Below are 22,622 nucleotides of genomic sequence, written 5' to 3'. Positions count from 1 at the left end.
CAAGAGAATAATGCGCGCCATCGGCTACATAGCTCAGTTGGTTAGAGCATAGCATTCATAATGCTGGGGTCCGGGGTTCAAGTCCCTGTGTAGCCACCAAACAAGACGAAGGGCTTACCGCAAGGTAAGCCCTTTTTCTTTGCCTGCGAAAAAGTTGCTGATGCCCGCGCCAACCAATCCCGCAGCAGCCGGGCGCCGAATCACAGGTTTCGGCGCTGCTATCGTCGCCTCAACGTATTCCGGTCACCGCCACAGCCAGGCCAAGCCCGATCAATGCCAGACCAATGGCCCGGTCAACCAGCACTTGCCGCTCGATCATCGCCCTGCGCAATGCCGTACTGGAGAAAAATACCGCCACTAGGCTGAACCATAGCCAATGGGCAACGGACATGAACGCACCGTAGGCGAAGTTCAGCGCCAGCGGGCTGCCAGGCTGCACTACCTGGGTGAAGGCACTGATGACAAACAGCATGGTCTTGGGGTTGAGGGCGTTGGTCAAAAAGCCGGTGCGCAGCGCTTGCAGTACGCTGGCAGCAGACTGGCCAACCCCGTCCAGGCTGATGCGTCGGGTGTTGGTCAATGACTTGTACCCGAGGTAGATCAGGTAGCCTGCACCCAGCACCTTCATGACGAAGAACAGCGTCGGGCTCTGGCTGATGATCACGGCAATGCCCAACACCGTGTACAACACATGCACCTGCACCCCCAGGGCGATGCCCACAGCAGCAGCCAGCCCGGCCTTGCGGCCCTGCGCATAACTGCTGCGGGTGACCATGGCGAAGTCTGCGCCAGGGCTGATGACGGCGAGCAGGGTGAACAGGGCGACGGCGATGAGTTCGGTCATGCTGAGGGCTCTCGATAGGCGATGGAAATGCACAGACCGCCGATTATCAAGCGCTTACAGATGCGGAAAAATCGATTTATGCTGAGATGAATCTGATAGTTTTGCTCACAGATATGTACAGCCTGCCTTGGCCTCTTCGCGGGTAAACCCGCTCCTACAGGGAAATATGTGGCCATGTAGGAGCGGGTTTACCCGCGAAGAGGCCGGCACAGCTGAACAGGGATATCATGAAACTGCCGCCACTCAACGCCTTCCGCTACTTCGACATCGCCGCCCAGACCGAGAGCTTCGTACGCGCCGCCGAGCACTTACACGTCACTCACGGCGCGGTCAGCCGCCAAATACGCCTGCTGGAAGAAAGCCTTGGGGTGGAACTGTTCGAACGCCGCAACCGGGCCATTTTCCTCACCCCCGCCGGTCGTGCCCTGCAAAGCACCACCCAGGCGATCTTCGAACAGCTCGAAGGCGCCGTGCAGCGCCTGCAGCAACAAGCTCGCGACAATGTGCTGGTGCTGTCTTGCGAGCCGACCATCGCCATGCGCTGGCTGATCCCGCGCCTGCCGCGCTTCCATGCCACCCACCCCGACCTTCAGTTGCACCTGGTAGCCGCAGGCGGCCCGCTGGACTTCGCGCGCAGCGGTGTCGACTTGGCAATTCGCCGCGACGACTTCCACTGGGACAACCAGCTGTACAGCCAGAAAATCTGCGATGAATGGATCGGCCCGGTGTGCCACCCCGCCGCCAGCGCCAGACTCGATGGCCAACGGCTGCTGCACAGCACCACACGCCCTGCTGCCTGGCCCACCTGGCTGCGCCTGAGCGGCCAGCAGGCGCGGCACTGCGAACGCAGCGACTACGAACATTTCTACCTGTCGATTCAGGCCGCCAGCGCCGGACTGGGCCTGGCCATTGCCTCAGCCCTGATGGTGCGCGACGAACTCGACAGCGGGCAGCTGCAGGCGCCGTTCGGTTTTGTGCGCGATGGCTCGGCCTACCACCTGCTCAGCCCGCAGCCTCTGGCCGACAGCGGCAAGCGCCAGCGCTTCGCCGAGTGGCTAATGGACGAATGCCGGGGTTGCCTGACTCATTTGGGTTTGACGCAAAACGACGCCCCCGCACCGCCATCACCACCCCAGGTGCGATAACCGGCGGTATCCAAATGGATACGGCCTGATGGGTAGCGGCCCAGCCCCATGTTCCAGGCTTGGCCGTGTTGCTGCCAGAAACGGCACAGCGGATTGGGGTCGGCCCAGGCCGGCAGCAGTATATCGACGGCGAAAGCGCGGGTATGCGCACTGTTGGCCGCCCCGCCCGCACAGGCGTTCAGGCGCGGCTCACGGTAGGCCGAAACCACCTCGAACTGGCGCAGGATGCCTTGATCGTCGAGTGCCTTGATCAACGCGAGGGTCGAGCGTACAGCCGCCCAATTGCCGGGGGGTGGTACAGCGAAAGGCGATGCGTGGCACAGTTTCCAGTCCGATGCCGAGCGCAGCAACTGGTGAATTGGCACTACACCGTAAAGCCGGGCATCTACCAGCATTTCACGGAAAGGGCGGGTTTGATGATCACCCGCCCACTGGGCGAACATCCACACGTCGCGCTCGTCAGCGTGAGCAGCGCTTGCGATACACAGGCTCGCTGCCAACAGCAGTTGTCTCATTCTTTATCCGCCCCTGCCGAGAACAAAGCCTGCGCGCCCGGGTACGCCCCTGCAAAGTCAGTCTTCGAACAGGGTACAGGCCATCACCAGGGCGTCTTCACGGCCGCCGGCAATCGGATAATAGTCGCGGCGGCGGCCAATTTCGTTGAAACCATAACGCTCGTACAAACGATAGGCCGACTGGTTGCTGGCGCGCACTTCCAGAAAGCATTCGCGGCCATTGAGCTGATAGGCCCGGGCCATCAGGTGCTTGAGCAGGCGCAAGCCCAGGCCGCAGCCTTGGTTTTCCGGTTTTACGGTGATGTTGAGCAGGTGCGCTTCGTCGATGATCACGTTGATCACACCATGGCCCACTTGCTGCTGGCCATCGAACATCAGCCAGACTTCGTACGACTTGAGCGCATCCTGAAAGATTCCACGGGTCCAGGGGTGACTGAATGCGGCATATTCGATCTTAAGTACGGCATCCAGATCCGCCTCGGTCATCGGGCGGAAGCTGATCGAGTCACTCATTCAACGCTCTTCCAGCGCGCCATCAGCTGGCGCATGGCTTTCCAGACGTCCGCCTTGCGTTGCGGCTCGTCCATCAACAGTTCAAGGCCCGGCAATGCCCAGGCGTCGCCCAGGCTGTCGAGCGTCAGGGTTTGGTAATAGGCATCGGCGTCGGCATTGGCGGCAAAACGCAGTGCCGGCAGGCCGACCAGCCACAGACAGGTACACGGGGCGTCTTCCAGGCGCGCCTGAACGAAGCCCTGGACGAAATCGCGCGCAGCCTCCGGCCCCTGGTCCATGTTGCCGCGCACCAGCAGTGGCCAGCGCACCGGCTCGCCGATGATCTGCGGGGCATCGGGCAGGCCAGCGGCGCGCAGCATGTCCTTGAGCAGCAGATAGGAGGGATCGCGGCTCTGGAACGGCTGACCGGTGGCCAGTTCAACCAGCAGCAGGCAACTGCCGGCGCGCAACAACTGCAGCGAAAAGCGCGGTGGCGGCACCGGCGCCGGGCGCGGAGCAGCGGGCTGCTCTTGTGCCTCGACAGGCTTGACGGCGGGTTTAGACACACTGCCCGGGCGCGGGATCTCGATTTTCGGCCGCTCGCCGGAGCGAGCCTGGGGGGTGACAGGCGCTTCGCTGGTTACCGATGCCGGCCTGACCTCAAAATCGATGTCCTCGACTGGCACAACCGGCAGCAGCAGCTCGGGCCGCGACGGTGCGGCGAACGGCAGCTCGGCGCGCGGCAGCCAGTGCACCACTTGCATGGCGGAAAGGTAGGCGCGGCGACGGGGTTCGGTCAGCAAGGGGCGGATATCCGAGGGGGTGAAGGCAATTGGGCATTCTAACGTGTACGCCGTGGTTTTTGCAGCGCCTATCAGACCGAGCGCCGTCACATGAACAACGCCTTACACCTGCACATCCCATGGTTATCTCTCATTACAGACCAAGGGGTAAAAACCACCCCCGCGAATGCAGTACAATCGCCCCCTTTTTCTTGGCAACGAGTCGAAGCCAATGATCGAACCCAAGCGCGTCCTGCGCGCCCTAGCCGAACACTGGGCCCTGATCGAGCCGCTGTGCGAGCGTTTCGACCAGGGCACCCTGAGCCTGGTCGAACTGCGCCAGCATGTGGCCCGCCAGCAGCTCGAAAGCACCCCGCAGGACATCACCCAGCTACTCGACGTGTGGATCCGCCTGGATATCCTGGTCCCGGTGGCCAAGAGCCCGAACCGTTTCGAGCTCAACGCGCAGATCCACGACTTCCTCGCCTACCTGCGCCGCGAACACCGGCTGGGCCTGTGCCTGGAGATCGAAGCCTACTTGCGCCACCTGGAGCGCCTGGCCGGGCACATCCAGGATGCCTTCGACAACCGCGACAGTGACGACCTGGCACGCCAGTTGCGCCTGCTCGACATGCGCGTGCGCGATGTGCTGAAAAAACTCGACAACGACGAGCAGGCACTGGTGGCCGTGGCCGAACGGGCCAAGACCAGCAACCGCCAGATTCCGCTGCGTCAGCGTTATGCCGAAGTGCTGGCCACCTGGGACGAATACGTCGAGCCGATGATCCAGCTGGTCAACGCCGACGGCGCCTTCGAGCAGGGTGTACGCAAGGTCGAGACCGTGCTGCTGAAACTGCTGGGCGAACAAGCGCGCCTGGGCCACTTGGTCGACGACGACATGCTGCTGCGCACCCACGCGCGCATCCTGGAAATGCAGACCAGCGCCCAGTTGACCCTGCGCCACGCCCGCGAACTGCTGCTGCCGCTGCGCGAAGAAGCCCGCCGGCACAACGCCGTGACCCGCGGCGCCGCACTGGCCCTGTCGGTGATCCGGCGCAAAGGCATCGATGCCGTGCCGCAGGCGGCCATGCCGATGTTCACCCGCCCGCAAAGCACCTTCCTTGGCAGTGCCAGCCAGGTCGAGGCCTACGTTTACGCACTGGCCCGCTTCGAGCCCAAACCGGCGCGCTTCCCCAAAGCCCACAAGACCCAGTCCGGCGCCCTGCCCCGCGCCCCGCGCACGGTCAAGGAAATGGCCGAACGCTGCGAACAGGCCCTGCCACTGCCCGACTTGATGGTCTGGCTGCTGGAGCAGGAGCCCGAAGGCGCCACCGACGAGCTACTGTACTGGTTCTCGCGCCTGTCGCGGGAAAAGCGCTTCAAGCGCGAACGCCTCGACCGCCGCGAATACACCACCCAGGAACATTTGGTCAGCCTGCATTCGTTCGCCCTGACCTCCAGCCGCGAAGACGCCCCCAGCGCGCCTACCGAACCCAACGCGAGCCCAGCCCATGCATCTTGATCTTTCCGAACTGTCCCAGCTCGCGCCGATCTTCCGCGAGCTGTTCAAAGGCTTCCACGTCAGCCGGCGCGACCCTGAGCTGTACGCCCAGCTGTCGAACTTCCAGGACCAGTACCGCACCCTGTTCAAGGCCCTGGGCTTCGAACTGGTGTGCGATACCCGTGGTTTCTACTACTTCGTGCCGGACATGACCGCCGCGCAGGTCAACAAGACCGCGCAGCGCCTGTCGCTGTTCACCTTCATCCTGGTCGAGCACCTTGCTGACCAGGGCCGCGACCCGATGGCCGTGCTCGACGGTGGCAGCATCGGCCGCGACGAACTGCCCTCGCTGCTGGACAAGTACCGCGACCTGTTCCTGCAGGCCGAAGTGCAGACCGTGGACGAGCTGGAAGAAAAAATCCTGCGGCGCATGACCCAGCTCGGCTTCGCCCATGAGGAAGGCGGCATCTACCGCTTCCTGCCGCCCATGCACCGCTTCCTCGATGTGTGCCTGTCGGTGCAGCAGGACCGCGACCTGGCCGCCACCCTGCACAGCGCCCTGCCGCTGCCGACCCCGGTACTGGTCGAGGAAGAAAGCGCCGAAGAACTCAACCGTACCGACGACCCGCTCGACCTCACGCCTTTCCAGGGCGAGGAAAGCGAAGAGGACGCCCTGGCCCGGGCCATCCGCGAAGAGCAACAGGAGATTGACGCATGAGCCAGGAACGCTACGGCATCCGCCGCTTCGCATTGCTCAACACCGCCGGCTACAGCCTTGGCCTGTTCCCGCTGGAGCACCCGCTGTCGGTATACGGCGCCAACAACTTGGGTAAATCGGCATCGATCAATGCCCTGCAGTTCCCGATCCTGGCACGCATGTCGGACATGAGTTTCGGCAAGTACAGCCTTGAGCAATCGCGCCGTTTCTACTTCGCCAGCGACACCTCGTACATTCTTTGCGAACTGAGCCTGCCCCACGGCCCGCACGTGATCGGTGTGGTCGGGCGCGGCCCGGGTGGGGGTTTCGGCCACCAGTTCTTCGCCTACAAAGGCGAGCTGGACCTGGCCCACTACCAGAAGAACGACACCTGCCTGCGTCAGAAAGAGCTGTTCACCAACCTTGAGCGCCTGGGGATCAAGGCTTACGAGCTGAAGCCGGACGAACTGCGCCGGCTGCTGGTGGGCGGACACACTTCGGTGCCGCTGGACCTGACCATGATCCCGCTGCGCTCCACCAGCGAGCAAAGCCTGAAAACCTTCCGCGCGCTGTTCATCAACCTGCTGCACATGCGTGAGATCACCGCCGCCAAGCTCAAGCAACTGTTCCTCGACGCCTTCGAGCACAGCCTGCGCTCGGGCAGCGTCGACTACATCGCTGCGTGCGAGGAAGCCTTCCGCGACGTACGCCGCATGGAGCAGGACTACAACGCCCTGGTCGCTGCCGGCCCGTTGGTCGAGGCCCTGGCCGGTGGCGTGGCCCAGCGCGATATCCTGCGTGGCAAGCTGCACCGCATTTCGCCTGTGCTCGACACCCTGCTGGGCACCTGGCAGGAATACGCCATGGCGCGCAAGGAAGAGCTGGTCATCCAGTCCGAGCACTACCGTGGCGAGCAGGACCGCCTGCAGAACGACCAGCGTGGCGGCACCCAGGAGCTGATGCGCCTGGAGCGTGAAATTACCGGTATCCAGCGCTGGCTAGGCGAGCTGTCGGTGCTCAAGCACCGCTTTGCGCTGGTCGATGACGTCAAGGTACTGGAGCAGCAACTGCTGGCGGCCAAAGACGCCCACGACGAGCTGGCCGGCGCGCTGGCCCAGTCACGGCAGTTCAGTGCCGAAGACCTCGACGAGCGCGTACGCGACCTGGAAAAACGCCTGAAGCAGGTCAAGCAGCAGCTGGATCACGCTGACAACAACAGCTATGCCCGCCTGCGCGAAGAGTTCTCGCAGCAGGACGTCGACCGCTTGATGCGCCTGTTCAACGGCGCGCTGTTCAGCCTGCCGCTGGGCGACCGCGGTATCGAGCTGGACGACAGCGACCTGTGGGTAAAATCGCTGGAAGCGGTGCTCGACGGCTTCAAGGGCGAGCGCTTCGAGGCCCCGGGCCTGGCCATTGACCTGACCCACATCGACCCACCGGCCCTGCAGGCCCTGGCCGACCGCGCCGCCCTGCGCGACCAGAAAGAGCGCCTGGAAAAAGAACTCAAGCAGCTCAAGACCCAGCAGGCCGTGGCCGCCGACCGCTCCGCGTCCAAAGCGCAGACCGAAACCCTGTACCAGGAAGTGCTGGACGCGCAGAAGGCGCTGGAAGACTTCCGCCGTAGCCAAACCCTCACCGCCGAAGAGCCCGAGAAGCTGGAACAGCTCTCGCAGCTGGAAGCGGCCCAGGACGAACTCAAGCGCTCCAGCGACGCCTTCACCGAGCGCGTCCAGCAGCTGTCAGCCAAGTTGCAACTGGTCGGCCGCCAGCTCGGCGACCTCGAGTCCAAGCAGCGCACCCTGGAAGACGCCCTGCGCCGTCGCCAGCTGTTGCCGGCCGACCTGCCCTACGGCACGCCATACATGGAAGCCATCGACGACTCGATGGACAACCTGCTGCCGCTGCTCAATGATTACCAGGACAGCTGGCAAAGCCTTCAGCGGGTGGACAACCAGATCGAGGCGCTGTACGCCCAGGTGCGCCTGAAAGGCGTTGCCAAGTTCGACAGCGAAGACGACATGGAACGCCGTCTGCAACTGCTGGTGAACGCCTACGCGCACCGTACCGACGAAGCCCTGACCTTGGCCAAGGCACGCCGCGCTGCGGTCACCGACATCGCCCGAACCCTGCGCAACATCCGCAGCGACTACGACAGCCTCGAGCACCAGCTGGCCCTGTTCAACCGCGAGATCAACAAGCGCCAGGTTTCCAACCTGGAAAGCTTCCGCGTGGTACTGGCGCCGAACAAGGAAGCGCTCAAGCACATCGACCAGATTATCCACAGTGCCGGCCAGTACGAAGAAGGCGAAACCCTGTCGGTCTTCGACCTGACCCAGAGTGCCGATCAGGACAACAAGAACGAAGAGGCCAAGGAGTACCTGGCACGGCTGGTGGCGGCCAACCACAACCAGCTGGGCCTGAAGGACCTGTTCGAGCTGGCGTTCGAGATCACCAAGGTCAATGGCCAGCCGATCATCCACGCCGACATCGACGGTGCGGCGTCCAACGGCACCACCATGACGATCAAGGCGCTGACCAACATGTACCTGTTGCTGCACCTGATGGACCGTGACCTGGCCGGGCGCATTCGCCTGCCGTACTACCTGGACGAAGCGGCAGACATCGACGAACGCAACCAGGCGGCACTGCTGGAGACCAGCCAGCAACTGGGCTTCGTGCCGATCCTGGCGAGTGTGAAACCACAGGTCTCGGCGCACGTTGCGATCGACCTGGAAGGTGGCAGCGGGCCGAACGGCATCTACATCGACGAGGCGGACTGGAAGTTCATCAGCCGGCTGGATGAAGTGAAAGCGGTTGTGCGTGAGGATCAGGCCGAGGAACTGGCCTGAGATAGCCGGGGCCGCGTTGCGGCCCATTCGCGGGTGAACCCGCTCCTACGGCGGCCTGTGTCCAGTCACCGATGCGTACGACGGCCTGCGTCCAACCACCGAGCGTATGTAGGAGCGGGTTTACCCGCGAATACGGTGGCGGCGGCAACGGTGAACGGCGGGTGGAAATTGGCCAGCAGGTCCGGCCCTTTCGCGGGTGAACCCGCTCTTACGACGACCTGCGCCCAACCACCGATGCGTATGTAGGAGCGGGTTTACCCGCGAATACGGTGGCGGCGGCAACGATGAACGGCGGGTGGAAATTGGCCAGCAGGTCCGGCCCTTTCGCGGGTGAACCCGCTCCTACGACGGCCTGCGCCCAACCACCGATGCGTATGCAGGAGCGGGCTATCAATGAGCCCAAGGCAGGATCGGAATGGCAGTCACCGCATTCTGCGGGCTGCCTTCGATCATGCGGTCGCTGTACACCAGGTACACCAGCGTGTTGCGCTTCTTGTCGAGAAAACGCACCACCTGCATGGTCTTGAACACCAGCGAGGTGCGTTCCTTGAACACTTCCTCGCCATCCTTGAGCTCACCCTTGAAGTTGATCGGCCCGACCTGACGACAGGCAATCGATGCCTCCGCCCGGTCCTCGGCCAGCCCCAAGCCCCCCTTCACCCCGCCAGTCTTGGCCCGGGACAGGTAGCACGTCACGCCCTCTACCTTAGGGTCGTCGAAGGCCTCGACCACAATGCGGTCGTTCGGCCCGACGAACTTGAACACGGTGGACACCTGGCCGACCTCTTCGGCGCCGGCCAACATCGGCAGCACGCACGCTGCCACAGCGATTACGTTCTTCAGCAGGCTCATACCAGCACCAGGTTGTCGCGGTGTACAAGTTCCGGCTCGGCGCTATAGCCAAGGATCGACTCGATGGCTTCGGACGACTGACCAATGATCTTCTGCGCCTCCAGGGCGCTGTAGTTGGCCAGGCCGCGAGCCACTTCAACACCGTCCGGGCCGACGCACACCACCATCTCGCCACGACGGAAGCTGCCCTGCACAGTCTTCACGCCAACCGGCAGCAAGCTCTTGTTGGCCTGACGCAGCGCTTGCACGGCACCAGCATCCAGCACCAGGGTGCCACGGGTTTGCAGGTGACCGGCCAACCACTGCTTGCGCGCCGCGAGCATGCCGCGCTCGGGCGACAGCAAGGTGCCCAGGCGCTCGCCCGCCTTCAGGCGGTCCAGCACGCGCTCGATGCGGCCACCGATAATGATGGTGTGAGCACCGGAACGGGCAGCCAGGCGCGCCGCACGCAGCTTGGTCTGCATGCCGCCACGGCCCAGGGCACCACCGGTACCACCGGCCACGGCATCCAGTGAGGGGTCGTCGGCACGGGCTTCGTAGATCAACTGCGCTTCGGGGTTGTTGCGCGGGTCGGCATCGAACATACCATCGCGGTCGGTGAGGATCACCAGCAGGTCGGCCTCGACCAGGTTGGCCACCAGCGCCGCCAGGGTGTCGTTGTCGCCGAAGCGGATCTCGTCGGTGACCACGGTGTCGTTTTCGTTGATCACCGGCACCACGCCCAGATCGACCAAGGTGCGCAGGGTGCTGCGGGCATTCAGGTAACGCTTGCGGTCGGACAGGTCGTCATGGGTCAGCAGGATCTGCGCGGTGTGCTTCCCGTGCTCCCCGAAGCTCGACTCCCAGGCCTGCACCAGACGCATCTGGCCGAGCGAGGCAGCCGCCTGCAGCTCGTTCATCGCACTCGGTCGCTTGGTCCAGCCCAGCTGGCTCATGCCGGCAGCCACGGCCCCGGAGGAGACCAGTACCAACTCCACGCCTGCCTCACGCAGCGCGACCATCTGCTCGACCCAAACGGCCATTGCACCGCGGTCGAGGCCCTTGCCATCGGCGGTCAGCAGAGCACTGCCAATCTTAACGACCCAGCGCTTGGCGCCCGTCACCTTGCTTCGCATCTTCTTCCAACCTATGTCGAATCTGTAGATACCGTGGATACAAAAACGCCGCTCCAGAGAGCGGCGTTTAGTGTACTGCAACCGATCAGTCGCGCACGTAAATGATTTCCGGACCGTCTTCGTCGTCCTCGAAATCATCGTCCCAACCATCGTCGTCGCCGATGTCATGCACGCTCTTGACGCCGGTACGACGCAGGGTACGGGCGTCGTCCAGGGCCTGCAGCTGGGCACGGGCTTCGTCTTCGATACGCTGGTCAAGGTCGGCCAGCTCTTCGGCGTAGGCCGGGTCGTTGGCCAGGCGGTCGGCGCGGTCTTCGAGGTAACGCATCAGGTCGTGGCTAAGCTTGTCGGTGCCCTGCTTGGAAATAGCCGAGATCACGTAGACCGGGCCTTCCCACTCCAGACGGTCGATCACTTCCTGCACACGCTCGTCGCGCTCGTCGTCCATGACCATATCGGCCTTGTTCAGCACCAGCCAGCGCTCACGCTCGGCCAGCGACGGGCTGAAGCGGGTCAGCTCGTTGACGATGACTTCGGCGGCATCGGCCGGGCTGCTTTCGTCCAGCGGCGCGATGTCCACCAGGTGCAGCAGCACGCGCGTACGCGCCAAGTGCTTGAGGAAGCGGATACCCAGGCCGGCACCTTCGGAAGCGCCTTCGATCAGGCCGGGGATGTCGGCGATGACGAAGCTCTTCCAGCGGTCGACGCTGACCACGCCCAGGTTTGGCACCAGGGTAGTGAACGGGTAGTCGGCGACTTTCGGCTTGGCAGCCGAGACCGAACGGATGAAGGTACTCTTGCCGGCGTTCGGCAAGCCCAGGAGGCCGACGTCGGCCAACACCTTCATTTCCATCTTCAGGTCACGCTGCTCACCCGGTTTGCCTGGGGTGGTCTGGCGCGGTGCACGGTTGGTGCTCGACTTGAAACGGGTGTTGCCCAGCCCGTGCCAGCCACCTTGCGCGACCATCAGCTTCTGGCCGGGGGTGACCAGGTCACCGATCACTTCCTGCGTGGAAGCATCGATCACGGTGGTGCCGACCGGCACGCGCAGGAACAGGTCTTCACCCTTCTTGCCGGTGCAGTCGGTGCTACCGCCGTTGGAGCCACGCTGGGCTTCATGGTGACGGGTGTAGCGGTAGTCGACCAGGGTGTTCAGGTTTTCGTCGGCAATCATGTACACCGAGCCGCCGTCACCACCGTCACCGCCGTTAGGGCCGCCGTTCTCGATGAACTTCTCGCGACGGAAGCTCATGCAACCGTTGCCACCGTCACCGGCCTTGACCCGAATGGATACTTCGTCAACAAACTTCATTAAAACCGCCTCTCGTCGGCAGACGAGCTGAATGACTCAAAAACATGAGGCTCTTGCAAAAATGAGCGCGGCGGCCCCGTACGACCGTAGAAACCAACGCCGGCAACCCAGACAAACAGCTTTGCAAGAGGCTCACCACAAACGAAAAAGCCCCGTCGCATGACGGGGCTTCTGGAGCGACGTCGCGATTAAGCGGCGACGATGCTCACGTAACGGCGCATGAACTCGCCTTTCTTCTCGAACTTGATCACGCCTTCGATCTTGGCGAACAAGGTGTGGTCCTTGCCCATGCCAACGCCGTAGCCAGCGTGGAATTCGGTACCGCGCTGACGGACGATGATGTTGCCTGGCTTGATAACCTGGCCGCCATACATCTTCACGCCAAGGCGTTTCGATTCTGAGTCGCGACCGTTACGAGTACTACCACCAGCCTTCTTGTGAGCCATGGTTCAATTCTCCAAATAAATTCAGGGGATCTAGGGGATTAAGCCTGGATGCCGGTGATTTTGATCTCGGTGAACCACTGGCGGTGGCCCATACGCTTCATGTGGTGCTTACGACGACGGAACTTGATGATGCGAACCTTGTCGTGGCGGCCTTGCGAAACGACTTCGGCCACTACTTTAGCGCCAGCAACAACTGGAGCACCGATGGTGACTTCTTCACCGTTGGCGACCAGCAGAACGCGATCGAAGGTCACGGATTCGCCAGTGGCGACTTCCAGTTTTTCGATCTTGAGGAATTCACCTTCAGCGACTTTGTACTGCTTGCCGCCGGTAACGATTACTGCGTAAGACATGGTATTTCTCCGATAATCCTGCTCACCCAGCGCTTTATATGATGAGTATTGGCTGGCATGGCTGCACAGGGCTGGAACGGCCCGGCGCAATTGCGTAAGGCAGGTGCTGCCCAGGAAGTTAGGGTGCGCGATTGTACGCAACCGCGGTTTTGCTTGCAAGTGCCGCCCCCGGCCTGCGGGCACCGCGCCTTGACACACCGGGACCCGCGACCTAGCATGCCGCGCAACCTCACTGGAGCAGCCGATGCAACCCCAAACCTTCTACCGCGCGGTGGCTGATGATTTCAGCGCCGTCGACGAGATCATCAAGAAGCAGCTGACCTCGCGCGTGCCGCTGGTATCGAAGATCGGCGACTATATCACGTCCGCCGGTGGCAAGCGCCTGCGTCCCCTGCTGGTACTGCTGTGTGGCAAGGCCCTGGGCCGCGAAGGCGACGACCTGCGCCTGCTGGCCGCCACCATCGAATTCCTGCACACCGCCACCCTGCTGCACGACGACGTGGTCGACATGTCCGGCATGCGCCGTGGCCGCTCTACCGCCAATGCCCTGTGGGGCAACGCGCCGAGCGTACTGGTGGGCGACTTCCTTTATTCGCGCTCGTTCGAAATGATGGTCGAGCTGGGCTCGATGCCGGTCATGCAGATCCTGTCCAAGGCCACCCGGGTGATTGCCGAAGGTGAAGTGCTGCAACTGTCGCGCGTACGCGACGCCAGCACCACCGAGGAAGTCTACATGGAGGTCATTCGCGGCAAGACGGCGATGCTGTTCGAAGCTTCTACCCACAGTGCTGCGGCGCTGGCCCAGGCCACCGACGAGCAGCGCGAAGCCCTGCGTACCTTTGGCGACCATCTGGGCGTGGCCTTCCAGCTGGTCGACGACCTGCTGGACTACAAGGGTGACTCGCAGACCCTGGGCAAGAACGTCGGTGACGACCTGGCCGAGGGCAAACCTACCCTGCCGCTGATCTACACCATGCGCGAAGGCACTGCCGAGCAGGCGGCGCTGGTACGCCAGGCGATCCAGAAGGGTGGCCTGGAAGATCTGGAACAGATTCGCGTTGCGGTCGAAGAATCGGGCGCACTGAAATACACCGCCGAGCTGGCGCGCGATTACGTGAAACGCGCCATCGCCTGCCTCGAAGTGCTGCCTGCCAGTGAATACCGGGATGCGCTGGTTGAACTGAGCGAGTTTGCGGTCGCGCGTACGCACTGACAGACCGAGTCGACTTCATTCGCGGGCAAGCCCGCTCCTGCACCATCTGTGGGGAGCGCGCTTGCCCGTGGTGCTTTTTGTCCGGACATAATCACTTCCGGAAAAATACCTTTTACAATGTGGGCTTTTAACCGCCCGTCTGTTTGTTTGAGGAACCGAAGTGAGCACTCTGCCACCCTGCCCAAAATGCAACTCCGAATACACCTATGAGGATGGCACTCAGCTTATCTGCCCTGAATGCGCCCATGAGTGGTCGGCCAGCGGCGATGCCGAGGCGGCCAGCGACGATGTGGTGAAGAAAGATTCGGTCGGCAACATCCTGCAAGACGGTGACACCGTCACTGTGATCAAGGACCTCAAGGTCAAGGGTTCGTCCCTGGTGGTCAAGGTTGGCACCAAGGTCAAGAACATCCGCCTGTGCGACGGCGACCACGACATCGACTGCAAAATCGACGGCATCGGCGCCATGAAGCTGAAGTCCGAGTTCGTCCGCAAAGTCTGATCAGGCAAAAAAACGCCAATTGGCGCTTGCTATTCTGGTAATAAGAATTATTCTCATTGGAATTGCTTTCCAAGGAGAATAGCCATGACTTATCTGATCGACGCCTGGCTGGAACGCCCTCACCCCTACCTGCGCATTCTTCATCGGGAAACCGGCGAAGTGTGCGCGGTGCTTGAAGAAGAAGCCCTCGACGAACTGCGTGACCAGGGTGACCTGGACATGAGCGGGCTGAATTCGAGTGAACCGGGGGTGCTCAAGGAACTGGTACGGAATCTGTTTCTGTTCTGCTATGCGCGGGCGTTGCGCCCTGGGGGGACAGACTGGAATTGAGGCCGGCAGGGCCGGCCTCCAGGGCATTACAGAACGTCGAGCAGCTCGACGTCGAACACCAGAACGCTGTGCGGCGGGATGCTGCCAACGCCTTGGGCGCCGTAAGCCAGCTCGCTTGGCACGTACAGGCGCCATTTGCTGCCAGCGTTCATCAGCTGCAGGGCTTCGGTCCAGCCAGCGATCACGCCGCCTACCGGGAATTCAGCCGGCTGGCCACGCTCGTAGGAGCTGTCGAACACGGTGCCGTCGATCAGGGTGCCGTGGTAGTGCGTACGCACGTTGTCTTCGCGGGTCGGCTTGGCGCCTTCACCAGCGGTCAGCACTTCGAACTGCAGGCCCGAAGCCAGCGTGGTGATGCCTTCACGCTTGGCGTTCTCGACCAGGAACTCCTTGCCAGCAGCAGCAGCGGCTTCGGCCTTGGCTGCAGCTTCGGCTTGCATCACCTCGCGGATGACCTTGAAGCTGGCCGACAGGTCGGCTTCGCTGACGCGGCTGTCGGCACCGTTGAAGGCGTCGGTCAGGCCGGCCAGGATGGCTTCCAGGCTAACGCCTGGTGGCGGGTTGTCGCGCAGCTGGCCGCCCAGCTGACGGCCGATACCGTAGCTGACGCGCGTTTCGTCGGTAGACAGGTTGAGTTCGGACATTGTCGTGCTCCACTGCAGGGCGCAATGCAGCCGCGCCCTTGATAAAAAGGGCGAGCAGCCTAGCACACTGGGGCGCTGCGAGCAGCTACCAGGCCGAACGCTGGGAAATCGGCACCTTCAGGTCTTCTTCCGGGTGCGTACCCATGCCGCACATTTCGTCCTGCACCGACCAGTGCACCAGGTTCATCGAGACCATGGGGATGGTTTGCAGCAACTTGCGCGCATCCTCCACCGAGTGCACGCGCAAGCGTTCACCACGGGTATCGGACAGGGGGTGAGGATGGCCTTTGACCCGGGCCTCGAGCAGGTAGTCACCGCCTTCGATGGCGATCAGGTTCAGTTCGTCGACATGGCCAGCCCTGGCCTCGGTATTGAGCTGATGCAGGTTCATGAGAGCACCTCGCGATGGGAACCACGCATGAGAGCTCATTTTTTGTACAGGAAGGGAGAATGCGCAAGGCATGACTGACGCCACTCGTCAGTTGAGCCTCGATATCTGTGGAAGCGGGCGTGCCCGCGAAGCAGGCCACGCGGTGGCTGGCACCGGCTTTGCCGGTGTTCGCGGGCAAGCCCCACAGGGATCACGCCAGCTTTCAGAAATTGAGCAAGACAGTTGCTCCCACAGGAGTTGCAGTGAGGCCTGGCGGGACTCAGTGCTTGGTCAGCTTGTCCAGGTAACCCATGCAGAACGCCGAGACCACGAAGGTCATGTGGATGATCACGTACCACATCAGGTAATCGGTGGAGATGTTCTGCGCATCCATGAACACCCGCAGCAGGTGAATGGAGGAAATCGCCACGATCGACGCGGCAACCTTCATCTTCAGCGACGAGGAATCCATCTTGCCCAGCCAGTTGAGCTTTTCCTTGCTTTCATCGATGTCCAGTTGCGAGACGAAGTTCTCGTAGCCGGAAATCATCACCATCACCAGCAGGCCACCAACCAGCGACATGTCGATCAGTGACAGGATCACCAGGATCAGGTCAGCTTCGCTCAACGCAAAGACATTGGGCAGGACGTGGACCACTTCCTGGAAGAATTTCAGCGCCAGGGCCAGCAGGCCGAGGGACAAGCCGAAGTAGATCGGTGCGAGCAGCCAGCGCGAGGCATACATCGCGTTTTCGAGGATACGTTCCATGAAGTTCAGGACTCATCAGGTGACTAAAAAAGCGACGGCGAGTATAGCCAGCCACCTGTTACAGCAAAAGCCCGGGGGCTGCTCCGCAGCCTGATCGCGACACAAGGCCACACTCCCACAGCAAGCCGATGCTGTACCTGTGGGAGCGGCCTTGTGTCGCGATGGGCCGCAAAGCGGCCCCGGCATTCTTCAGGTCTCAGGATGAAACTGGTAATCCCCCAGGTTGCGACACCGCTCACCATTGATCCGCCGCAACTGCGCCTGCAAATGCAGACACCAGATCTGCGGGTCATCGGCCACCTGATAACCATGCATGGTCAGGCTGTCGACGATGGCATTGAGCACCGACTCGGCCACCAGTGGCCCATGAAACGGGCCCTGCGCCTTGATCGCGGAGGGTTGTTCACCGGCCATGCCGGCGGCGAACAGCAGGGTCCACATGCCGTTATCCCCGGCCAGTGGACGAATGCTGCATTCGATACGGGTCACCAGGCCCAGGCACTGGCGTGTGAGGCTGAGGTTGCGCATGGCCGCGTCCCCTCCAATGAGCCTTGTTCAGCCCGAAACCCTCAGGCTGTTTCCATCCTGAACGCTGTACCGTCCTTAAGTTCCAGCATAGAGGAACCGCTCAGAAAGATGGAAAACTGGCGCTGAACGGTAGCACATCGCCGTCAGCGCCAGTTTATTGACTCAAGCCGGTTTGGCCTGGGCAATCACCTCTTCCAGGCGTTCCTTTTCTGCCTTCTCGATGTCTTCCTCGCTGATCATCTCGGCAATTTCACGCAGGCGCTCCACCACTCGGGCATTGACGCTGCCCTCGGTGAACAGCCCCTTGTCGTCGAGTACCCCGGCCTCCTCGCCCACCAGCAGGCTCAGCGCCTCATCAGCCTGGCTGACCGCGTAGACGTGGAACATGCCGTTCTCCACCGCCTGCAACACGCGCTCGTCAAGCATCAAGGTGGCGACGTTTGCACGCGGAATGATCACCCCCTGCTCGCCGGTCAGGCCACGCGCCTCGCAAAGGCGGAAGAAGCCCTCGATCTTCTCGTTCACTCCACCCACCGCCTGCACTTCACCAAACTGGTTGATGGAGCCTGTGATGGCGAAGCACTGCTTGAGCGGCGTGCGCGACAAGGCCGAGATCAGCGTGCAGGCTTCGCCCAGCGAGGCGCTGTCGCCGTCCACGTAGCCGTAGGACTGCTCCAGGGCGATGCTGGCAGAGATCGCCAGCGGGAACTCCTGGGCATAGCGGCTGCCCAGGTAACCGGTGAGGATCATCACCCCTTTGGAGTGGATCGGCTGGCCAAGGTTGACCTCACGTTCGATATCGACAATACCGCTGCCGCCGGGGTAGACGGTGGCCGAAATACGCGCGGGCATGCCGAACGCCGAGTCACCCACTTCCAGCACGGTCAGCCCGTTGCACTTGCCGATGGCCGCGCCTTCCGTGTCGATCAGGATGATGCCGGCGAGCATGTCGTCCAGCACCCGTTGCGACACACGGCCGGTACGGGTGGCCTTGGCCTTCAGCGCACGCTCGATGTGGCCTGCGTCGGTCATTTCGTCACTGGCCAGCTGGCGAATGAAATCAGCCTCGCTGACCAGCTGGAACAGGTCGCCGATACGCGCCGACAGACGCGACTGGTTTTCGGCCAGACGAGCACTGTAGGTGGCCAGACGCGCTACCGCGTCACTGGTCAGCGGCGCCATGCCCTCTTCGTTGGTGCGGGTGCGCAACAGCTGGGCGAACTGCTCCAGGTTCTCGTCGACCATCGGCATGTCTTCATCGAAGTCCACCAGCACGCGGAACATCTCCTGGAAGTCCGGGTCGTGGTCCTGCAGTGCGTAGTACAGCTGGCGCGAGCCGATGATCACCAGCTTGACGTTCAGCGGAATCACCTGCGGCTGCAGGCTGACAGTGGCAACACGGCCCAGCTCACCGATCGGCGACTCCATCTTCAGCTTGCGCGACTGCAACGCACGCTTGAGCGCGTCCCATACGAACGGCTCACCCAGCATTTTCTCGGCTTCCAGAATCAGGAAGCCGCCGTTGGCACGGTGCAGCGCGCCTGGGCGCAGTTGGCGATAGGAGGTATACAGCGCACCTTGGTCGGTGCTGTATTCGATACGGCCAAACAGGTTGTCGTAGGTCGGGTGTGGCTCGAACACCACCGGCGCACCACCGTCAGCGTGATGGCCCACCACCAGGCTGGGCGCGTACTGCTCTTCGAGCAGCTTGCGGGCCACGGCGTCGGACTTGCTGTCATCGACCAGTTGCTCGACCAGCGTACGCAACAGGTTCAACTGCACCGATTGCAGGTAGGCGCAAACCGCCGCGTTTTCGGCGTACTTTTCCGACAGCGGCGCCAGCAACGGCTGCAGCGCCAGGGTGATGGTTTCTTCGTTGAGCTGGCGCAGCTGGTTGTTCGATTCGCGCTTCCATTGCGGCAGGCTGGCCAGCTCTTCGTTGAGGCGCTCCTCAAGCAGGGCAATGTCCTCGTGGAACTGCTCGCGCACCTCTTCGGGCAATTGGGCAAACTCTGCTTCATCCAGCGCCTTGCCATCCGCCATCGGCGTGAAGGCGACGTTGCTGGCATCGCGGTACAAGGCCACGTCCTTTTCCAGCGACGCGCGCTCGATCACATCCAGAGCGCGGTCATAACGCTGGTTGAAAGCGCGGTCGATGGCGCCCTTCTTCTGCTGGTAGGACGGGTGTTCGAACACCGCCGGGAACGTCGACAGCAGGTTGTCGATCAATCCGCCCATGTCGCTGATGAACTCGGCGGCGCTTCCGGACGGCAGCTCCAGTGCACGTGGTTCACGGGTGTCGTCGAAGTGGTTGACGTAGACCCAGTCGGCCGGGGTCTGCTGGCGCTTGCCCTCGGCCTTGAGGTAGCGCTTGACGAACGAGAAGCGCCCGGTGCCGGGCTCGCCCATCACATACACATTGTAACCAGGACGCGGCATGGCCACGCCAAACTGCAGGGCCTCGACAGCACGTTCCTGGCCCAGAACTCCGCGAAACGGCTCCAGATCGTCGGTATGGGTAAAAGCAAACTGCTCGGGGGAGAAACGCCGGGTCAGGGCTTCAGGCGCAAGACGCAGGCGCGCAGCGACAGGATCGGGCATTGGGTTTCCTTACTTCGGCGGGGCAGATACGCAGCATTCTGGCGCTGCCCGCGCGCGCCTTGCAAGGCTCCACGGGACTTTATGTCGCAGCCGGTGCAGTCTTGTGACAGCAAATTTTTCGCAATCAACAACGCAACCTTTAGATCGTGCCTAAACTCCAAGCTGCGCGGGTGGGTGAAAAGCTTTCCCGACCTGGCAACCGAGTTGCCAGAAACCCTGACCCTTGGTTAAGACAAAGAGAACAAATGCTATGAAACGGATTCTTCTGGGTACTCTGTTCACCGTGGTCTCGCTGAACGCCATGGCCGAAGCGCCGGGCGGCCCGAACTGCGGCTGGGGCAACATGCTGTTCGAAGGCCAGCGCGGCACGCCGGCACACTTCCTGGCTTCTACCACCAACGGCACCTCCGGTAACGCCACCTTCGGCATGACCTCCGGCACCAACGGCTGCTCGACCAAGGCTTCGCTGACCTACGGCGGCAAGTCCTGGTTCGCCATGAACGGCATGATGAACGAGCTTTCCGAAGACATGGCCATGGGCCAGGGCGAAGCACTGACCACCTATGCCGTCGTTCTCGGCGTAGCACCGGAGGACCGCAGCTACTTCAACTCGGTCACCCACCAGCACTTCAACCAGATCTTCAGCAGCGCCGACGTCACTGCCGAAACTGTCCACAGCAACACCCTGGCCGTTCTGAAGAGCGACCCACGCCTGGCCAAATACGCTACCGAGGCCTAAGCACAGCTGCTCCCGCCCCACCCGGGGCGGGTTTCGCCTTTTTCGGCATCGTCAAGAAGTAGTTGCCCGATATGCTCAAACGCCTCACTGCCCTGGCGCTGTGTGCCTGCGCCCCTGTTCATGCCGCTCCCCTGCTGGATCCAGGCCGTCTCCAGCAATTGGCCAATACCCCCTACTGGCTCGCCATTGGACATTACGAAACCGCCAAGCTCGGCGGCTGGCGCAGCTATGTGGATGATGATGCGTTCTTCCTCGCCGAAGATGGCGCGCACCATCCGGACCAGGAACTCAAGGCTACGGTCGATGCGCTGTATGCCCCGGCCAGCCTCGGTGACAAGCACGCCCAGTGCGTATTCCCCGCGCGCACCCGCTGGCTGCGCGAACAGCTCGACCTGCAAGACTTGCCACAACCGGACTGCCAGGAATTCAAGACCTGGTACCAGTCGATCGACCCGCACAGCGCCGCGTTGATCTTCCCGGCAGCCTACCTGAACAGCCCGTCGTCGATGTTCGGACACACCCTGCTGCGCATCGACCAGTCCAACACCCGCAGCGACGACACCACGCTGCTGAGCTACGCCATCAACTTCGGTGCCTATATCGAAGGCAGCGACAACAGCATCCTGTACGCCTGGAAAGGCCTGATGGGCGGCTACCCGGGGCTGTTCGCGCTGATGCCCTACCAGGAAAAACTCTCCGAATACCGCAGCCTGGAAAACCGCGACCTGTGGGAATACCAGCTGGACCTGACCCCCGAAGAAACCGGACGTATGGTCGAGCATGTGTGGGAGCTGAAGCAGATCCAGTTCGACTACTTCTTCTTCGACGAAAACTGCTCGTATCGCCTGCTGGAGCTGCTGCAAGTGGCCCGGCCGAGCCTGGACCTGACGTCTCAGTTCCCGCTGACCGCCATTCCCACCGACACGGTGAAAGCCGTGAAGCAGTCCGGCCTGGTCGCCAGCGAAACTTACCGCCCTTCTCGCGAACGTGAATTGCTGGCCAGGGCCGAGCCACTCGACCACGACGAAAAGCGCCAGGTGCTGGCTGTAAGCGCCGACACTGCGCAACTGCAAAGCCCAGAATTCCAGGCCCTGCCTCGCGAACGCCAAGCGTTGGTGCAAGATGCCGCGTATCGCCTTGAGCGGTATCGGGCCAATGGCCAGGAACGCGACCCAGGGCAGGCCAAACGCAGCTTCGAGTTGCTGCGGGCGATCAACAGCAACCCGCCGCCGCCCCTGCAGATCGAGCGCCCCGGCCTGCCCGAAGATGGCCATGACTCGCGCACCTGGCAACTGGGCGTGGGCACCCGTGAAGACCGCGCCTACGCCGAATATGGCTTGCGCATGGCCTACCACGACCTGAATGACAACGCCTATGGCTTCCCGCTGGGCGCACAGATCGAAATCCTGCAATTGAAGCTGCGCCAGTACGAAGGCAACGATTGGCAGGTGCAGCGCCTGGACCTGGCCACCATCCGTTCACTGACACCCCGTAACGAGCTGCTCAAGCCTTGGTCATGGCAAGTGGCAGGCGGGCTGGAGCGGGTGCCGGGCAAGCATGATGACGAAGTGCTGGTGAGCCATGTGAATGGCGGTGCTGGCGGCACCTGGCAGCTGGCTGACGGTTTGCTGGGGTTTGCCTTGGGCACGGTGCGGGTCGAGCATCACAACGACTTCGCTCAATTCATTGCCCCGGCGGCAGGTTTCAATGGCGGGCTGCTGTGGCGCAATGGGCTAGGCAACATGACGCTGGAGGCCAAGGGCGATTACTTCACCAACGGCGAAGTACGTCGCAGTGTAAGCCTGAACCAGCAGTGGGAAATCAGCCAGAACCTTGGGCTTCGGTTGAGTGCCTCGCGGGAGTTCAGCCACTTGGCTACGGCGCAAAACGAGGTGATGCTGGAGCTGAAGTGGTATCACTACTGAGGCCGCTCTGCGGCCTTTCGCGGGCACGCCCGCTCCCACAAGGCTCCCCACAAGATCCGTGGCCTGTGCAAGTACCTGTGGGAGCGGGCTTGCCCGCG

General features: G+C 62.4%; 23 protein-coding genes and 1 tRNA gene. 10 read left to right on the top strand and 14 right to left on the bottom strand.

What is annotated here, in order from left to right; translation table 11 throughout:
• The first annotated feature begins 22 nt into the window (after window positions 1-22).
• Window positions 23-99, top strand: a tRNA-Met gene (locus V7787_RS26495).
• Window positions 100-229: 130 nt separating this feature from the next.
• On the opposite strand, the gene V7787_RS26490 is transcribed toward V7787_RS26495, so the two are convergent.
• Window positions 230-844: a LysE family translocator gene (locus tag V7787_RS26490; protein ID WP_014589638.1), complete on the bottom strand. Its 615-nt coding sequence runs from the start codon at window positions 842-844 to the stop codon at window positions 230-232.
• A 227-nt stretch (window positions 845-1,071) separates the two neighbouring features.
• Between V7787_RS26490 and V7787_RS26485 the strand changes: the two genes are divergently transcribed.
• A complete protein-coding gene (locus tag V7787_RS26485; protein WP_064491209.1) occupies window positions 1,072-1,989 on the top strand; it encodes a LysR substrate-binding domain-containing protein in 918 nt (305 codons plus the stop codon).
• Here the strand turns inward: V7787_RS26485 and V7787_RS26480 are convergent.
• The 3 genes from V7787_RS26480 to V7787_RS26470 are packed head-to-tail and all read right to left on the bottom strand — an operon-like array spanning window position 1,929 to window position 3,799.
• Complete coding sequence (locus V7787_RS26480; protein WP_064491210.1) at window positions 1,929-2,504, bottom strand: D-Ala-D-Ala carboxypeptidase family metallohydrolase; 576 nt, start codon at window positions 2,502-2,504, stop codon at window positions 1,929-1,931. The genes V7787_RS26485 and V7787_RS26480 overlap by 61 nt on opposite strands.
• 57 nt (window positions 2,505-2,561) lie before the next feature.
• Entirely contained in the window at window positions 2,562-3,017 is a 456-nt protein-coding gene (rimI, locus tag V7787_RS26475; protein WP_010951945.1) for a ribosomal protein S18-alanine N-acetyltransferase, read from the bottom strand.
• The gene (locus tag V7787_RS26470; protein ID WP_064491211.1) at window positions 3,014-3,799 is read right to left on the bottom strand and encodes a hypothetical protein; all 786 of its coding nucleotides are present in this window, start codon (window positions 3,797-3,799) and stop codon (window positions 3,014-3,016) included. Before V7787_RS26470 ends, rimI begins: the two co-directional genes overlap by 4 nt.
• 211 nt (window positions 3,800-4,010) lie before the next feature.
• Here V7787_RS26470 and mksB point away from each other — a divergent pair, with 211 nt between their 5' ends.
• The 3 genes from mksB to mksF are packed head-to-tail and all read left to right on the top strand — an operon-like array spanning window position 4,011 to window position 8,825.
• Window positions 4,011-5,300 carry an Mks condensin complex protein MksB gene (gene mksB / locus V7787_RS26465; protein WP_003247449.1) on the top strand — a complete coding sequence of 430 codons (1,290 nt, stop codon included), beginning with the start codon at window positions 4,011-4,013 and terminating at the stop codon, window positions 5,298-5,300.
• A complete protein-coding gene (mksE, locus tag V7787_RS26460; RefSeq protein WP_003247452.1) occupies window positions 5,290-5,997 on the top strand; it encodes an Mks condensin complex protein MksE in 708 nt (235 codons plus the stop codon). The genes mksB and mksE overlap by 11 nt, the downstream gene beginning before the upstream one ends.
• The gene (gene mksF / locus V7787_RS26455; RefSeq protein WP_064491212.1) at window positions 5,994-8,825 is read left to right on the top strand and encodes an Mks condensin complex protein MksF; all 2,832 of its coding nucleotides are present in this window, start codon (window positions 5,994-5,996) and stop codon (window positions 8,823-8,825) included. The genes mksE and mksF overlap by 4 nt, the downstream gene beginning before the upstream one ends.
• 390 nt (window positions 8,826-9,215) lie before the next feature.
• Here the strand turns inward: mksF and V7787_RS26450 are convergent, their stop codons facing one another.
• From V7787_RS26450 to rplU, 5 genes are all read right to left on the bottom strand, one after another.
• Entirely contained in the window at window positions 9,216-9,677 is a 462-nt protein-coding gene (locus V7787_RS26450) for a CreA family protein (RefSeq protein ID WP_010951941.1), read from the bottom strand.
• On the bottom strand, window positions 9,674-10,792 hold the full coding sequence (gene proB, locus V7787_RS26445) for a glutamate 5-kinase (protein WP_003247458.1): 1,119 nt from the start codon (window positions 10,790-10,792) through the stop codon (window positions 9,674-9,676). Before proB ends, V7787_RS26450 begins: the two co-directional genes overlap by 4 nt.
• 85 nt (window positions 10,793-10,877) lie before the next feature.
• Window positions 10,878-12,104, bottom strand: coding sequence for an Obg family GTPase CgtA (cgtA, locus tag V7787_RS26440; RefSeq protein ID WP_003247460.1), 1,227 nt, complete (start codon window positions 12,102-12,104; stop codon window positions 10,878-10,880).
• A 188-nt stretch (window positions 12,105-12,292) separates the two neighbouring features.
• A complete protein-coding gene (gene rpmA, locus V7787_RS26435; RefSeq protein WP_003247464.1) occupies window positions 12,293-12,550 on the bottom strand; it encodes a 50S ribosomal protein L27 in 258 nt (85 codons plus the stop codon).
• Window positions 12,551-12,588: 38 nt separating this feature from the next.
• On the bottom strand, window positions 12,589-12,903 hold the full coding sequence (gene rplU, locus V7787_RS26430; protein WP_003247466.1) for a 50S ribosomal protein L21: 315 nt from the start codon (window positions 12,901-12,903) through the stop codon (window positions 12,589-12,591).
• Between the two features lie 244 nt (window positions 12,904-13,147).
• Here rplU and V7787_RS26425 point away from each other — a divergent pair, with 244 nt between their 5' ends.
• The 3 genes from V7787_RS26425 to V7787_RS26415 all read left to right on the top strand — a co-directional run bounded on the left by V7787_RS26425 (window position 13,148) and on the right by V7787_RS26415 (window position 14,948).
• On the top strand, window positions 13,148-14,116 hold the full coding sequence (locus V7787_RS26425; RefSeq protein WP_010951940.1) for a polyprenyl synthetase family protein: 969 nt from the start codon (window positions 13,148-13,150) through the stop codon (window positions 14,114-14,116).
• Window positions 14,117-14,276: 160 nt separating this feature from the next.
• A complete protein-coding gene (locus V7787_RS26420) occupies window positions 14,277-14,618 on the top strand; it encodes a zinc ribbon domain-containing protein YjdM (protein ID WP_010951939.1) in 342 nt (113 codons plus the stop codon).
• An 84-nt stretch (window positions 14,619-14,702) separates the two neighbouring features.
• Entirely contained in the window at window positions 14,703-14,948 is a 246-nt protein-coding gene (locus tag V7787_RS26415) for a PA4570 family protein (protein ID WP_010951938.1), read from the top strand.
• A 26-nt stretch (window positions 14,949-14,974) separates the two neighbouring features.
• Here the strand turns inward: V7787_RS26415 and V7787_RS26410 are convergent, their stop codons facing one another.
• From V7787_RS26410 to V7787_RS26390, 5 genes are all read right to left on the bottom strand, one after another.
• A complete protein-coding gene (locus tag V7787_RS26410) occupies window positions 14,975-15,592 on the bottom strand; it encodes an FKBP-type peptidyl-prolyl cis-trans isomerase (RefSeq protein WP_003247482.1) in 618 nt (205 codons plus the stop codon).
• 85 nt (window positions 15,593-15,677) lie between these two features.
• Complete coding sequence (locus V7787_RS26405; RefSeq protein WP_014589631.1) at window positions 15,678-15,983, bottom strand: DUF6482 family protein; 306 nt, start codon at window positions 15,981-15,983, stop codon at window positions 15,678-15,680.
• Between the two features lie 259 nt (window positions 15,984-16,242).
• Window positions 16,243-16,731 (bottom strand): TIGR00645 family protein, encoded by a 489-nt coding sequence (locus tag V7787_RS26400; RefSeq protein ID WP_003247486.1) that lies wholly within the window; start codon window positions 16,729-16,731, stop codon window positions 16,243-16,245.
• A gap of 189 nt (window positions 16,732-16,920) precedes the next feature.
• Entirely contained in the window at window positions 16,921-17,259 is a 339-nt protein-coding gene (locus V7787_RS26395; RefSeq protein WP_010951936.1) for a PA4575 family protein, read from the bottom strand.
• Between the two features lie 162 nt (window positions 17,260-17,421).
• A complete protein-coding gene (locus tag V7787_RS26390; RefSeq protein ID WP_004575710.1) occupies window positions 17,422-19,860 on the bottom strand; it encodes a Lon protease family protein in 2,439 nt (812 codons plus the stop codon).
• Window positions 19,861-20,110: 250 nt separating this feature from the next.
• On the opposite strand from V7787_RS26390, the gene V7787_RS26385 reads away from it, so the two are divergent.
• Both V7787_RS26385 and V7787_RS26380 read left to right on the top strand, forming a co-directional pair.
• Window positions 20,111-20,599, top strand: coding sequence for a DUF3015 domain-containing protein (locus tag V7787_RS26385; protein ID WP_003247492.1), 489 nt, complete (start codon window positions 20,111-20,113; stop codon window positions 20,597-20,599).
• A 71-nt stretch (window positions 20,600-20,670) separates the two neighbouring features.
• Window positions 20,671-22,524, top strand: a complete 1,854-nt coding sequence (locus V7787_RS26380; RefSeq protein ID WP_064491213.1) for an Lnb N-terminal periplasmic domain-containing protein — start codon at window positions 20,671-20,673, stop codon at window positions 22,522-22,524.
• Window positions 22,525-22,622 lie beyond the last annotated feature (98 nt).

Source organism: Pseudomonas sp. CGJS7 (assembly GCF_036961695.1).
Note: the sequence above shows the minus strand (reverse complement) of the source record. Positions and strands in the feature narration are given on the sequence as shown.

Excerpts from the sequence above, each read along its gene's own strand:
- cgtA (WP_003247460.1), bottom strand. The coding sequence starts at position 12,104 with ATGAAGTTTGTTGACGAAGTATCCATTCGGGTCAAGGCCGGTGACGGT.
- V7787_RS26400 (WP_003247486.1), bottom strand. The coding sequence starts at position 16,731 with ATGGAACGTATCCTCGAAAACGCGATGTATGCCTCGCGCTGGCTGCTC.
- mksF (WP_064491212.1), top strand. The coding sequence starts at position 5,994 with ATGAGCCAGGAACGCTACGGCATCCGCCGCTTCGCATTGCTCAACACC.
- V7787_RS26410 (WP_003247482.1), bottom strand. The coding sequence starts at position 15,592 with ATGTCCGAACTCAACCTGTCTACCGACGAAACGCGCGTCAGCTACGGT.
- V7787_RS26415 (WP_010951938.1), top strand. The coding sequence starts at position 14,703 with ATGACTTATCTGATCGACGCCTGGCTGGAACGCCCTCACCCCTACCTG.
- V7787_RS26490 (WP_014589638.1), bottom strand. The coding sequence starts at position 844 with ATGACCGAACTCATCGCCGTCGCCCTGTTCACCCTGCTCGCCGTCATC.
- V7787_RS26380 (WP_064491213.1), top strand. The coding sequence starts at position 20,671 with ATGCTCAAACGCCTCACTGCCCTGGCGCTGTGTGCCTGCGCCCCTGTT.
- mksB (WP_003247449.1), top strand. The coding sequence starts at position 4,011 with ATGATCGAACCCAAGCGCGTCCTGCGCGCCCTAGCCGAACACTGGGCC.
- rimI (WP_010951945.1), bottom strand. The coding sequence starts at position 3,017 with ATGAGTGACTCGATCAGCTTCCGCCCGATGACCGAGGCGGATCTGGAT.
- V7787_RS26450 (WP_010951941.1), bottom strand. The coding sequence starts at position 9,677 with ATGAGCCTGCTGAAGAACGTAATCGCTGTGGCAGCGTGCGTGCTGCCG.
- V7787_RS26385 (WP_003247492.1), top strand. The coding sequence starts at position 20,111 with ATGAAACGGATTCTTCTGGGTACTCTGTTCACCGTGGTCTCGCTGAAC.
- rpmA (WP_003247464.1), bottom strand. The coding sequence starts at position 12,550 with ATGGCTCACAAGAAGGCTGGTGGTAGTACTCGTAACGGTCGCGACTCA.
- rplU (WP_003247466.1), bottom strand. The coding sequence starts at position 12,903 with ATGTCTTACGCAGTAATCGTTACCGGCGGCAAGCAGTACAAAGTCGCT.
- V7787_RS26425 (WP_010951940.1), top strand. The coding sequence starts at position 13,148 with ATGCAACCCCAAACCTTCTACCGCGCGGTGGCTGATGATTTCAGCGCC.
- V7787_RS26390 (WP_004575710.1), bottom strand. The coding sequence starts at position 19,860 with ATGCCCGATCCTGTCGCTGCGCGCCTGCGTCTTGCGCCTGAAGCCCTG.
- proB (WP_003247458.1), bottom strand. The coding sequence starts at position 10,792 with ATGCGAAGCAAGGTGACGGGCGCCAAGCGCTGGGTCGTTAAGATTGGC.
- V7787_RS26485 (WP_064491209.1), top strand. The coding sequence starts at position 1,072 with ATGAAACTGCCGCCACTCAACGCCTTCCGCTACTTCGACATCGCCGCC.
- mksE (WP_003247452.1), top strand. The coding sequence starts at position 5,290 with ATGCATCTTGATCTTTCCGAACTGTCCCAGCTCGCGCCGATCTTCCGC.
- V7787_RS26395 (WP_010951936.1), bottom strand. The coding sequence starts at position 17,259 with ATGCGCAACCTCAGCCTCACACGCCAGTGCCTGGGCCTGGTGACCCGT.
- V7787_RS26405 (WP_014589631.1), bottom strand. The coding sequence starts at position 15,983 with ATGAACCTGCATCAGCTCAATACCGAGGCCAGGGCTGGCCATGTCGAC.
- V7787_RS26480 (WP_064491210.1), bottom strand. The coding sequence starts at position 2,504 with ATGAGACAACTGCTGTTGGCAGCGAGCCTGTGTATCGCAAGCGCTGCT.